Origin of the sequence: Roseospira marina (genome assembly GCF_014197855.1) — a bacterium.
Lineage (GTDB): Bacteria > Pseudomonadota > Alphaproteobacteria > Rhodospirillales > Rhodospirillaceae > Rhodospira > Rhodospira marina.
In genome coordinates, this window is record NZ_JACIGJ010000008.1 from 49,169 (window position 1) to 62,000 (window position 12,832).

A 12,832-nucleotide genomic window follows, 5' to 3' on the forward strand; every position below is an offset into this window, starting at 1 on the left:
GAAAAGACCCGGGAAATGTCGTACATGATCACCCAGCAGGACATCCGCACTCACACCATTGCCGTCCTGGTGGACAATGAGTCGGGCGTCCTCGCCCGCGTCATCGGGTTGTTCTCCGGCCGCGGGTACAACATTGAAAGCCTGACCGTCGCCGAGGTGGATCCGGTCGAAAAGCTGTCCCGCATCACGCTGGTGACCTCCGGGACACCCATGGTGATCGAACAGATCAAGGCGCAGCTCGGCCGCCTCGTGCCGGTGCGCAAGGTGGCCGACCTGACGGTCGAAGGGCCGTCGGTCACCCGCGAGCTGGCCCTGCTGAAGGTGGTCGGCACCGGCGAAAAGCGCGTGGAATCGCTGCGGATCGCCGATATCTTCCGCGCCAACGTGGTGGACAGCACCAACGAATCGTTCGTGTTCGAGATTGTCGGCAAGCCCGAGAAGCTCGACGCCTTCATCAAGCTGATGGAACCGCTCGGCCTGGCCGAGACCAGCCGCACCGGCGTGGCGGCGATCGCCCGCGGCAAAGAGTCCTTACTCTGATCCGCGCGCGCCGGCCGCGCGGCCGGCGCCATTGCGCCCCCGTCTTCGCGTCCGCCCCCCGGACGTCCGTGATTCTAAAACCCAGGGAACCAACAACGATGCGCGTGTACTACGACCGTGACGCCGACGTGAACCTCATCAAGGCCAAGAAGGTCGCCATCGTCGGCTACGGCAGCCAGGGCCATGCCCACGCCCTGAACCTGCGCGATTCCGGCGTGGCCGAGGTGGCCGTCGCCCTGCGCGAGGATTCGGCCAGCCGCAAGAAGGCCGAGGGCGAGGGCCTGAAGGTCATGAGCCCGGCCGAGGCCGGCGCCTGGGCCGACGTCATCATGATCCTCACCCCGGACGAGCTGCAGGGCGACCTGTACCGCGACCACCTGCACAACACCATGAAGGAAGGCGCCGCGCTGGCCTTCGCCCATGGCCTGAACATCCATTTCAACCTGATCGAGCCGCGCGCCGATCTGGACGTGTTCATGGTCGCGCCGAAGGGCCCCGGCCACACCGTGCGCAGCGAGTACCTGCGCGGCGGCGGCGTGCCCTGCCTGATCGCCGTGGCCCAGAACGCCAGCGGCAACGCCCATGAGCTGGGCCTGTCCTACGCCTCCGCCATCGGCGGCGGCCGCTCCGGCATCATCGAAACCACCTTCCGCGAAGAGTGCGAGACCGACCTGTTCGGCGAGCAGGCCGTGCTCTGCGGCGGTCTGACCAGCCTCATCAAGGCCGGCTACGAGACCCTGGTGGAAGCCGGTTACGCCCCGGAAATGGCCTACTTCGAGTGCCTGCACGAGGTGAAGCTGATCGTCGACCTGATGTACGAGGGCGGCATGGCCAACATGCGCTACTCGATCTCCAACACGGCGGAATACGGTGACTACGTCTCCGGTCCGCGCGTCATCACCGACGAGACCAAGGCCGAGATGAAGCGCGTGCTGGACGACATCCAGTCCGGCCGCTTCGTCCGCGACTGGATGCTGGAGTGCAAGGCCGGCCAGCCGTCGTTCAAGGCGACCCGCCGCCTCAACGCCGAGCACAACATTGAGGAAGTCGGCACCAAGCTGCGCGGCATGATGCCCTGGATCGCCGCCAACCGGCTGGTCGACAAGGCGAAGAATTAAAAAGGAGGCCCGTCGGGGCCGGCCTGTGCCGCGCCCCGCGCCCTCTCACGAAAACGCCCCGGAATTGGCCGTCCTGGCCGGGTCCGGGGCGTTTTTTTATGTGCGGACCGTTGCCCCCCCTCTAGGGGAGGGGCTGGGCCGCGCCAGGCTTCACACGGACGGCGCGTTACCCCGCCGCGTCGGGATCCGGGCGGCCCAGCGCCTGCCACAGCTCGCGCCACTCGCGGGGCGACAAGCCGCTGTCGGCCTGGGTCACGGCCTCCCCGGCCAGCGCCCGCCGGACCACCGCCAGCCCGGCGCGCGACAGGTGCATCCCGCCCATGCGGTAGTCCTGGAACGCCTCGTGCACGATCGGCACCCAGCGGGCCATCAGGTCCAGCATGATCTCGGCATAGACGCGGATTTCGTACTGCGCATGAGAGTCGGCACGCAGCGACAGGAAGTGCATCAGGTTGTGCAGATCAACCTTCCAGTACCACTGCGTATAGGTGTTCAGCGTCAGGTTCATGCGCGCCAGTTCGCGGGCGAGGCCTTGGCGGTCGTCGTCGTCTTCCCCCAGCATGCGCGCGTAGTTGCCGTAGCACCGCATCGCGTCGCCGCGCAGCAGGTCCAGGACCTCGGCGGCCTCCGCCCCCTCCAGCACCGCGCCGCGCCCCTGGCGGTTGTCGGTGGACTGCGCCGCGAGGTTTTCCGGCGTCGGGATATAGAACTCCTTGTCCAGCACCGAATAGCGCGCGGAGTACTCGTTCACGTTGGCGGTGCGGTGGCGGATCCACTGCCGCGCCACAAAGATCGGCAGCTTGATGTGGTACTTGATCTCCGCCATTTCGAACGGCGTGGTGTGCCGGTGCCGCATCAGGTAGCGGATCAGGCCCCGGTCCTCGTTCACCCGCCGGGTGCCGCGCCCGTAGGACACGCGCGCCGCCTGCACCACCGCGCCGTCGTCGCCCATGTAGTCCACGACCCGCACGAAGCCGTGGTCCAGCACCGGGAACGGCTGGTGCAGGATGTCCTCCATAGCGTCCACCGTCGCGCGGCGGGTGGCCGCGGTCTGCCCGCGCAGGGCCTCGATCTCGGCCTGAAGGGTGGGGTCCAGGCGGGTGGCGTCGGGCTCGATCATGGTAGAGGATTCCGGACAGGGGACAGGATGGAAGGCGCCGCACATTAGACGCGGCAGCGGGCCGGCTCAAGACGGCGGAACGTCAGGGGTCAGCCGGCGCCGACCACGGCCAGCTTCACAACCAGAACCACGGCCACCGCGAGCCCGCCGCCGAGGCAGGCACGCACGTACAGCCGCAGCGCGCGGCGGATATCCTTGGGCCTCACCCCGGCGCGGCCGTCGCCCACCCAGGGCTCGTGAGTCTCGTGCCCGTGGTAATAGCGCGGGCCGGACAGCGCGAGCCCCAGCGCGCCGGCCGTCGCGGCCTCCGGCCAGCCCGCGTTGGGGGAGCGATGGCGGCGGGCGTCGCGGCGCAGGATGCGCACCGCCTCCCGCCAGCGCGCGAACCGCAGCGTCGCCGCCGCACCGATGATCAAGGCACCGGAGAGGCGGGCGGGGATCCAGTTCGCCACATCGTCGATGCGCGCCGCGGCCCAACCGAAGTCCTGGTGACGCTCCGTCTTGTGGCCGATCATGGAATCGAGCGTGTTGATCATCTTGTAGGCCAGCAGGCCCGGCAGGCCGAACACGACGTACCAGAAGATCGGCGCCACCACGCCGTCCGAGAAGTTCTCCGCCAGGGATTCGATGGCCGCCCGGCCGATGCCGCCCTGGTCCAGCGTCTCCGGATCGCGGCCGCACAGATGCCGGATGGCCTTGCGCCCCGCGTCGAGCCCATGGCGCTCCACCGCCACCGCCACGTCGCGGACGTGATCGTACAGGCTTTTCTGCGCCAGCATGACCGCGACCAGCAGCAGCTCCAGCACCCAGCCGGCGGGCGCCTGGGTCGCGAACCATTGCACCGCGACCCCTATGCCAGCGGCGGCGGCGATCAGGCCCACGGCCGTGACCACGCCCCGGATACGACGGTCGGTGGGGCTGCGTTCCGGCCGGTTCAGGCGGCCGTCGGCGTCCCCGATGGCGTGGCCCATCAGGACGACCGGATGCGGGAGGAGGCGGAACACGGGACCGAACTCGCCCAGATAGGCGTCGATCGCCATCGCCGCCAGCAGCAGCACCAGCGGGTCGAAAACGTCGGTTCCGGTGTAGTCGAACAGCAGAAACATGGCGGCGGGACCTTCCCACCCCCCGGTCAGGAAGGCAAGAGCGGCCGAGGTGGATGCAGACAGATCCGAGCAGAGAGGCGATCGCGAATCAAAACACTACTTAGGATTGCTGCTGCCCGGAAGAAGACCCGAATGTCACCCGATACCCAGCGTGCCTAGTAGACTTGATCGCTTGATAGCGGGTTGAGGACGTAAATTGTGTCGGCAAGCGCCCGGTCGCGCGCGCAACTTCGGCGACATCAATCCGACCGAAGCGCTCAAGCGCTGTGACGAAAGAGGCCCAATTCCGGGACCAATAGGTATCAAAAAAGGGAACCGTCAGAGATACCACCTCGCCATATGTATTACGGATAACTATCATTTCATCATCCGTCAAATCCGCTTCCGCACCGCTGTCATCTACATTTGCTCCAAAATACAGAGTTCCTGTACTAGCATCGTAACTCGCTACCCGAAGCACAGGGCGTCCCACCCCGTCCGGAGATACGGAACCGTGTTTTATGTCGGCCATATGGCCGGTCCCTTCGACGATCCGTCCTGCGATGTATGGACCGCCGTGGCGACCACATACGGACCACCCTGCGGGACGGCTGCGACCACCTGTCGATCCGGCTTCACAACAGTAAGCGTGTAGCATGATCTGTCTCCATCCGAGGCCCGGCTTTGTGCGGGCGCGCAATGCCAAAACGCATCAGCCTGGATCCTTGATCGATATATGGCTGTCGGTTCGCCGATAGAAGCCCGAATCTCCCTGACCTCGGGACAGAGCTTTGGGGGTTTGCGTGCGCGAATATGATTTTCGTATGTATAATCATGAAGCACAACATCCACCCCAAGCGGGCTCGCTTCGCGAAATAATATCATAATAAACTGTCCCCACCTTCATCTAAATCAATATAATTCATGAGCAACGATGCCAATTTTTTCGCCGATGCTCTTGTCATAAAGACGCGCCTCTCGTAGGGCTTTCCCTGCCCTATACTTTCGAGACCGAAACACAGAACAAACTCATCATCGCGAACGGCCACACCAATATTGTTTGCATAAAAAGAATCTATGTCGGGTCGCAAAATATCACGCAACGTTTGATCCAAGGCGGCGGCATCGCTTTCTGTATCAGGTGTATTGGTCATCCGAAACATCCTCGATCTTTGTAGCTCGACGTCTCAAAGGCGCCCTGTCACAACGTACGCTAGGCTCCTCGTGCCTGCCAGAGCCTAGATAGTCCCTGCCGCCCGCGCCACCTTGCGCCGAGGGGCGGGGATCGGGATCATGGCGCCCGCGTTCCGATCGCATGGTCCGCGTGCCGCGCCCCGTTCCCTCCCGCGAAAGGCTGTTCGCCGTGTCCCTTCCCTCCGCCCCCTTGCGCAACTGGGCGCAGAGCCTGGCCGTCTATGGCGACATCCGGGTGCTGCGGGTGCTGTTCCTGGGCTTTGCCAGCGGCCTGCCGCTGCTGCTGGTGTTCACGACGCTGTCGTACTGGCTGGCCGAGGCCGGCGTCTCGAAGACCGCCATCGGCCTGTTCGCCTTCGCCAGCAGCGCCTATGGCTTCAAGTTCCTGTGGTCGCCGCTGGTGGACCGCCTGCGCTTGCCCCTGCTGACCCGCTGGCTCGGCCAGCGGCGCGGCTGGCTGCTGCTGGCGCAGGGGCTCATCATCGGCTGCATGATCGGCGTGGGCACCACCGACCCCGCCGAGGACTTGTGGTGGACGGCGCTGTGGGCCGTGCTGCTGGCCTTTGCCTCGGCGACCCAGGACATCGTGATCGACGCCTACCGCGTGGAGACGCTGGAGGAGCATCAACTGGGCGCGGGCGCGGGCACCGTCGTGCTCGGCTACCGCATCGGCATGGTGGCGGCCAGCGGCGGCGCGCTCATCATCGCGGACGCGGCCGGCTGGTTCTGGGCCTATGCCGTCATGGCCGGGCTGATGGGGCTGGGCATCCTGACCACGCTGCTGAGCCCGGAGCCCGACCGCACCGCCGCCACCCGGACCGCCGCGGAGGAAGAGGATCGTGTCGCGGCCTTCCTGGACCGCCGCGCCGACCTGGCGCCCTGGCTGCGCGACACCGCCGGCTTCCTGTACGGGGCCGTGGTCTGCCCGTTTACGGACTTCATGAAACGCCCGCACTGGATTCTGATCCTGGTGTTCATCGCGCTGTACAAGTACGGCGACGCCCTGCTGGGCAACATGGCGATGCCGTTCTACGAGGAGATCGGGTTCACCAAGACCGAAGTCGGCGTGATCTCCAAGGGCTTCGGGGTGGTGATGACCATCATCGGCGGCCTTGGCGGCGGTCTGCTGGTGGCCCGGCAGGGAATCTTTCGGGCGCTGCTGGTCTGCGGCGTGTTGCAGGCGGCCTCCAACCTCGTGTTCGCGTGGCAGGCCCATGTGGGCGCCGACGTAAACTGGCTGGTCGTGACCATCGGCGTGGAGAACCTGACCGGCGGCATGGGCACGGCGGCTTTCGTCGCCTATCTGTCGTCGCTGTGCAACGTGGCCTACACCGCCACCCAGTATGCCCTCGTCTCCAGCCTGATGAGCTTCGCCCGCACGTTCTTTTCAGCGGGCGGCGGCTGGCTGGCCGACCATGTGGACTGGGTGAGCTACTTCCTGGTCACCACGGTGGCGGCGGTGCCGGGGCTGCTGCTGCTGTTATGGATGATGCGGGTGTTCCCGGCCGAGGGGGTGCGCGCCGATCCGAAAGCCGCCTGGGCGGATGATTGATACGAATCGGCCAGGAACCGGGTGGGTTCGGTTCCTGGCCTGAGCCGTGTCACGGCGCCTTCGGGTGGTTATGCCCCGTCGGGATCAGGCGTCCACCAACTGACGCTCGACCGCCGTGACCACCGCGTCGGCGGTGATGCCGAAATGCTCGAACAGATCCGCGGCGTCGCCGGAGGCGCCGAAGCTGCTCATACCGATAAACGTGCCGTCCTCGCCGATGTAATGGTCCCAGCCGAGGCGCACGGCGGCCTCAATCGCGACGCGGATGGTCCCGCGCCCGATCACGCGCTGGCGGTAGGCCTCGTCCTGCTCCTCGAACAGGTCCCAGCACGGCAACGAGACCACGGCCGTCGGCACCCCCCGGACCTGAAGCTGCGCCCGCGCCGCCAGGGCCACCGACACTTCCGAGCCGGTCGCGAACAGCGTCGCGCGGCGCGGCCCGCCCTCGGCCTCCGCCAGGATGTAGCCGCCCCGGGCGCACCGGTTCTCCTCGGTCCAGGCGGTGCGCACCGGCGTCAGCGGCTGGCGCGACGCCACGATAGCGCTCGGCCCGTTCCGCTTCTCCAGCGCCAGCGCCCAGCATTCGGCCATCTCGACCGGATCGGCAGGGCGCATCACCCGCATGTTCGGATAGGCCCGCAGCGAGGCGAGGAATTCCACCGGCTGGTGGGTCGGCCCGTTCTTGCCGATGCCGATGGAATCGTGGCTGAACACGAACAGACTGGGAATGCCCATCAGCGCCGCCATGCGCAGCGTATGGCGCATGTAGTCGGAGAACACCAGAAACGTAGTGCCCACGGCCAGGATCCCGCCGTGCACGGTCATGCCGTTCATCAGGGCGCCCATGGCATGCTCGCGCACACCATAGTGGACGTAGCGCCCGCCCCGATCCGTTGCCGTGAAGGGAGCCAACTGGCGCTTGTGCTGGGTCGCGGCCTCCAGGTCCGGGGCGCCGCTGACCAGTTCCGGAATCGCGTCGGCCACGGCGGCCAGCATCGCACCGGACGCCTTGATGCCCGCCTGAGGCTTCGGCTCGTCGGTCCAGGCGCGCTTGACGTCCAGCACGGTGCGCCGCCATGCCTCCGGCAACGCCCCGGCGATGCGGCGTTCGAACTCGGTGCGCTCGTCGTTGGGCAGGGCGGCTAGCCGCGCCTCCCACGCCTTACGGGCGCCGGCTCCGCGTACCCCGGCCTCGCGCCAGCGTGCCAGGATATCCTCCGGGATCACGAAGGGCGCGTGCGGCCAGTTCAGGTGCGCGCGCGCCGCGTCGGTGTCCTCCTGGGTGATCTTGCCGCCGTGCGCCGCCCGCGTGTTCTCGATGCGCGGAATGCCGAAACCGATTCGGGTGCGGCAGGCGATCATACTGGGGCGCGGATCGTCCCCGGCCTGCGCGATCGCGGCCGCCACGGCGGCGGCGTCCTGACCGTCCACGTCCCGAATTACATGCCAGCCGGCCGTGTCGAAGCGGGCCGCGTTGTCCTCGCTGACCGCCTGATCGGTGCTGCCGTCGTCGGTCATGCGGTTGTCGTCCCACAGGAACGTCAGCTTGCCCAAGCGCAGATGCCCGGCCAGCGCGATGACCTCGGCGGCGATGCCCTCCATCAAACAGCCGTCGCCGACATAGGCGAAAGTGCGGTGGTCCACGATACCGTCACCAAAGCGGTGGTTGAGCATCTGCTCGGCCACGGCCATGCCGACGGCATTGCCGATCCCCTGCCCGAGCGGCCCGGTGGTGGTCTCGATGCCCGCGTCGGGGTGGTACTCGGGATGGCCCGGAGTGTGCGACCCCAGCACCCGGAAGTTCTTCACCTGCTCCCGGTCGATGGCATCGTAGCCCGCCAGATGCAGTGCCGCATACAGCAGCATGGACCCGTGCCCGGCGGAATGGACGAACCGGTCGCGGTCGGGCCACAGCGGGGCGGAGGCGTCATACTTCATGGCCATGGTGTACAGCGCCGTGGCGATATCCGCGCCGCCCATGGGGGTGCCGGGATGCCCGTCCTGGGCACGCACGATGGCGTCCATGGACAGGAACCGGATGGCGTTGGCCATGTCTCTCAAGGTGGTCATGGCAGTCACTCCTGATTAGGCACGCCCATCTCGTCCTCGACGAAAGCGCGGACGATGGCGGCGAACGATGCATCGGCTTGGAACCCGAGCGCGGCGGCCCGGTCTGTCTGGAAGCGGGCGGGCCAGCTCGCGACGATGGCGCGGATGCGGGCGTCGTCCTCAAATCGGATGCGGGCGACGGCCTCGGCGCCGGCTTCGGCGCGCAAGGCCTCGATCATCTCCGCAACCGTCACCGACAGCCCGGGCAGCATGACCGTGCGGCCGTGCCCAAAGCGGGCGGCGGGCACGCTCGCGGCATGCAGCAGGTTGGCGACAATGCATCGGGGCGAGGCGACGAACAGGCCGGTGTCCTCGGGCACCGGGCAGATCGCGCTCTCCCCGTTCAGCGGCTCGCGGATGATGGAACTGGCGAAGGTGCTGGCGGCCTTGTTGGGCGGCCCCGGGCGCACGACGATGGTGGGCAGGCGCACCGTTCGGCCGTCCACGAACCCGCGCCGGGCGTAGTCCTGGACCAGCAACTCGCTCATGGCCTTCTGTACGCCGTAGCTGCTCTGCGGCACCGGGGCGGTGTCGTCGCGGACCACATGGGGCAGATCACCGCCGAACACCGCAACGGAACTGGTGAAGACCAAACGCGCGGCCCCATCCGGCGCGGCCGTGCGGGTTGCGTCCAGGAGGGCGCGGGTGGCGTCGAAGTTGACCCGCATGCCCAATCCGAAATCCTCTTCGGCCTGGGCACTGACCACGGCGGCCAGATGAAACACGACGTCGGCGCCCCCCGTCATCAGGCGGTCCAGCGCCGCTGGATCCGAGAGGTCACCGGCGATGGACCGCACGGGAACCGTGCCGTTCGCCAGCGCCGCCGGCACCTCCGGCGCCACCACGTCGAACAGACGGACATCCGACAGGGGCACCGGCGTGCCGTCCGGCCCCGGCAGGGATCCGGCCTGCAACAGGGCGGCGACCAGCTTGCGCCCGATGAACCCGTTGGCTCCGGTCACGATGATACGCATGTGTCACTCTCCTTCGGGCTACCCCGATACCGTTGCCGTCGGGGTTTCAAACATGGGCCGGCTGCGTTTCCCTGCCGCACGACGCACGGTCGTGCCATACTGCGGACTCGCCCGGTTCGGCCGGGCGCTTCCCTGAGGACGTGTTGATGTCGCGAGATCCGACCCTGAACGGCATGCTGTATTTCGAAACCGTGGCCCGGCACGGCGGTGTGTCCAAGGCCGCCGATGAGCTGGGGGTCTCGGGGTCGGCGGTCAGCCAACAGATCAAGCTTCTGGAACAACAGCTCGGTGTCCGGCTGTTTTTCCGGGAAAAGCGCCAGTTTCGTCTCACGGCGGACGGTGAACGGCTGTTTCACTCCACATCCGTGGCATTCCGCATGATTCGGGACGCCCGCCATCTGGTGGCCCGCCAACGCGAGCGGCGCCAATTGATCCTGCGCGTCAGCCCCAGTTTCGGCATGTTCTGGTTGGGGCCGCGTCTGGCGCGGTTCATCCAACAGCACCCATCGTGGGATCTGCATGTGGACGCGACGCCGGACCCGTCCGACTTCGAGCGCGAGGTGGTGGACCTGGACGTCCGCTATGGCACGGGGGACTGGCCCGGCCTGTATGTCGAGGCCATCCTGTCGGACCACGTTCTGCCGCTGTGCAGCCCGGCGTATCGGACGCAGCTTCAGGAGGCCGTGGGCTCGGATGGCGAGGACCCGACCGCGCTGCTGTGTCACGCCCGCCTGATCGACAGCGTGAAAGCCCTGACGCGGTGGGACGGTTGGCTGAAACAGGTCGGCGCGCCGCCCGTCGGGGATAATGCACACTTGCGTTTCGACCGCTCGTGGATGGCGATGCAACTGGCGAAACGGGGTGTCGGCGTGACCCTGGAGTCCGTGACACTCGCCTACGACGATCTGATGAGCGGCGCCTTGGTGCCCCTCTCCACCGCCCTCCCCGTGCTGCGGTATCCCGCGTACTGGATCATGGGCCCCAGCCGGAACCAGAGCCGCCGCGTCGTGCAGGTCTTCTGCACCTGGCTGCGCGAGGAGTGCGCCCACCACGAGGCCGGAACCCGCGCGCTCATGGAGCAATTCGGGTTCCGGATCGTGGAGCGCCCGACGCCCGAGCGTCAGGGGGCGCCCGCTCTTGTGCGCCCTAGTGGATCGTGAACGCGGGCACATAACTGATCAGACCGAGGACGACGAGCGCCACGAGGTAGAACGGCGCCAGCTCCTTGACGACGGACCCAATACTGACGCGGGCGATGGTCGAGGAAATGAACAGCGTCGTGCCGACCGGCGGGGTGTACAGGCCAATGGCCAGATTCACGACCATCATCAGCCCAAGCTGGACGTGATCCAGACCGATGGCCGTAGCGATGCCCACGAACAGCGGCCCCAGCAGCAGAATGGCCGCCGGCAGGTCCAGGAACGTCCCGACCACCAGCATGATGACGTTCATCGCCAGGATGATCATCCACTCCTCGCTGAGGGATCCCATCATCCAGGTGGCGAGAGCCTGCGGCGCCTGCTCCAGCGTCAGCATCCACTGGATCACCGACGAGGCCATGATGATAAGCATCACGGCGCCGGTCATGACACCGGTCTCCATCATCGCGCGGAGCACCGCGGTCAGGGAGAGGTCGCGGTAGACCAGCGTGCCGACGAGCAGCGCGTAGGCCACCGCCAGGACGCTGACCTCGGTCGGGGTGGCGATGCCGAACCGAAGGGTGCCGACCACGAACACCGGCATGAACAGCGCGGGAAGAGCCTGGAACGCCTGCGAGCGGAAGCTACGCCAGCCGCCCTCCACGTGGGTGGCCGGGAACCCGCGCGCCTTGGCGGACAGCCAGCAGGCGGTCAGCATCCCCACGCCGAGCAGGACACCGGGCAGGATGCCGGCGATGAACAGGGCGATAATCGAGGTGCCGGAAACCAGACCGTAAATGATGAGGGGAATGGACGGCGGGATCAGCACCGCGATGGTGGAGGCACTGGAGTTGATCGCGGCCGCGAACGCCGCCGGAAACCCCTCGCGCTTCTGCACCGGGATCAGGGCGTTGCCGAGGGCCGAGGCGTCGGCGACGGCGGATCCGGACACACCGCCGAACATCACCGACCCGACGATGCTCACATGGCCCATGCCGCCCTTGAACCGGCCGACCAGAAGCTTGGCGAAGTTGACGAGGTTCTCGCCGAACCGTCCGGACATCATCAGGCTGCCGGCCAGGATGAAGAACGGAATGGCGAGCATGGGAAAGCTCTGGGTCGGCGTATACAGGCGCTGGGCCACCACCGCCATCGGGCGATGGTCGATGGCCAGAATCAGCGTCGCGGCCGCGATCAGGGCATGGGCCACCGGCACCGACAGGAACAGCAGCAACGGGAAAACCCAAATCAACATCATGACCATGGTGGGGTCTCCTCTCAGCTGAGCGCCGTGTGCCCGGGGTTTTTGTCCTGCGCGTGCTCGCCCAGGATCAGCCGGATGGCATCCAGAACGGAGACGAGCGCGACCAGCGCAAACCCGAAAATAAGGCTGGAGTAACCGTAGATCTGCGGAATGCGGGTCTCGGCCAGCACGCTGAAGCGCGACGCCATCACGATCGGCATCGACGTATCGATGACGGCAACGGCCATGATGACGATCACCACGTGCACGATGATGGCGACGATCCGCCGGCCCAGTTCGGGCAGCAGATTGACGGCCACCTCGACCGCGATGTTACGACCGCGCACCGCGGCCATGACCGCGCCACCGGCCACCAGCCACGGAAACAGGATGGAATGGATCTCGTAGGCCCAGGGAATGCCGGTCGAGAACAGATAGCGCAGGATCACGTTGACCAGCAGCGCCAGGAACATGCCGGTCAGGGTCGTGACCACAAGGGCGGCGGCCAGATAATCCAGAACCGTGGTGACGCCGACGAGCGCGCGTCGGACAGAGCGAAACCGTCCCCCCACCTTTTCCGGGCGGGCGGCGCGCTCCGATACATCGGAGGTTGTCATTGGGGTCGTTCCTCCCCTCATCCGGCCGGCGCCCGAACCGGGCCCCGGCCGTCAGTCCGTCGCGGCGGACGGCCGCGCATGGAGCCGGTGAGGGTCCCCGCCCCGGTCCCGCGAACGAGACCGGGGTCACAGGGCCACCGG

11 protein-coding genes are annotated in these 12,832 nt (G+C 66.9%); 4 read left to right on the forward strand and 7 right to left on the reverse strand.

Going from position 1 to position 12,832, the window contains the following annotated elements; all coding sequences use genetic code 11:
• Positions 1–24 precede the first annotated feature (24 nt).
• The gene (gene ilvN / locus GGD82_RS11915; protein WP_184013277.1) at positions 25–540 is read left to right on the forward strand and encodes an acetolactate synthase small subunit; all 516 of its coding nucleotides are present in this window, start codon (positions 25–27) and stop codon (positions 538–540) included.
• A gap of 98 nt (positions 541–638) precedes the next feature.
• A complete protein-coding gene (gene ilvC, locus GGD82_RS11920; protein WP_150062528.1) occupies positions 639–1,658 on the forward strand; it encodes a ketol-acid reductoisomerase in 1,020 nt (339 codons plus the stop codon).
• 166 nt (positions 1,659–1,824) lie between these two features.
• On the opposite strand, the gene thyX is transcribed toward ilvC, so the two are convergent.
• The 3 genes from thyX to GGD82_RS11935 all read right to left on the reverse strand — a co-directional run bounded on the left by thyX (position 1,825) and on the right by GGD82_RS11935 (position 5,017).
• Entirely contained in the window at positions 1,825–2,778 is a 954-nt protein-coding gene (gene thyX / locus GGD82_RS11925) for an FAD-dependent thymidylate synthase (protein ID WP_150062527.1), read from the reverse strand.
• An 89-nt stretch (positions 2,779–2,867) separates the two neighbouring features.
• Positions 2,868–3,884, reverse strand: a complete 1,017-nt coding sequence (gene cbiB, locus GGD82_RS11930) for an adenosylcobinamide-phosphate synthase CbiB (protein ID WP_150062526.1) — start codon at positions 3,882–3,884, stop codon at positions 2,868–2,870.
• Positions 3,885–4,744: 860 nt separating this feature from the next.
• The gene (locus tag GGD82_RS11935) at positions 4,745–5,017 is read right to left on the reverse strand and encodes a hypothetical protein (protein WP_150062525.1); all 273 of its coding nucleotides are present in this window, start codon (positions 5,015–5,017) and stop codon (positions 4,745–4,747) included.
• 209 nt (positions 5,018–5,226) lie between these two features.
• On the opposite strand from GGD82_RS11935, the gene GGD82_RS11940 reads away from it, so the two are divergent.
• Complete coding sequence (locus GGD82_RS11940) at positions 5,227–6,609, forward strand: AmpG family muropeptide MFS transporter (protein WP_246163895.1); 1,383 nt, start codon at positions 5,227–5,229, stop codon at positions 6,607–6,609.
• Between the two features lie 84 nt (positions 6,610–6,693).
• Here the strand turns inward: GGD82_RS11940 and tkt are convergent, their stop codons facing one another.
• Together tkt and denD are read right to left on the reverse strand one after the other, a co-directional pair.
• Entirely contained in the window at positions 6,694–8,679 is a 1,986-nt protein-coding gene (gene tkt / locus GGD82_RS11945; RefSeq protein WP_150062523.1) for a transketolase, read from the reverse strand.
• A 5-nt stretch (positions 8,680–8,684) separates the two neighbouring features.
• Positions 8,685–9,692 (reverse strand): D-erythronate dehydrogenase, encoded by a 1,008-nt coding sequence (gene denD / locus GGD82_RS11950; protein WP_150062522.1) that lies wholly within the window; start codon positions 9,690–9,692, stop codon positions 8,685–8,687.
• A 146-nt stretch (positions 9,693–9,838) separates the two neighbouring features.
• Between denD and GGD82_RS11955 the strand changes: the two genes are divergently transcribed.
• Positions 9,839–10,852 (forward strand): LysR substrate-binding domain-containing protein, encoded by a 1,014-nt coding sequence (locus GGD82_RS11955; protein ID WP_150062521.1) that lies wholly within the window; start codon positions 9,839–9,841, stop codon positions 10,850–10,852.
• Here the strand turns inward: GGD82_RS11955 and GGD82_RS11960 are convergent.
• Together GGD82_RS11960 and GGD82_RS11965 are read right to left on the reverse strand one after the other, a co-directional pair.
• Entirely contained in the window at positions 10,839–12,095 is a 1,257-nt protein-coding gene (locus GGD82_RS11960; protein WP_150062520.1) for a TRAP transporter large permease, read from the reverse strand. The genes GGD82_RS11955 and GGD82_RS11960 overlap by 14 nt on opposite strands.
• Positions 12,096–12,109: 14 nt before the next feature.
• Positions 12,110–12,691: a TRAP transporter small permease gene (locus GGD82_RS11965; RefSeq protein ID WP_170284292.1), complete on the reverse strand. Its 582-nt coding sequence runs from the start codon at positions 12,689–12,691 to the stop codon at positions 12,110–12,112.
• Between the last annotated feature and the right edge of the window lie 141 nt (positions 12,692–12,832).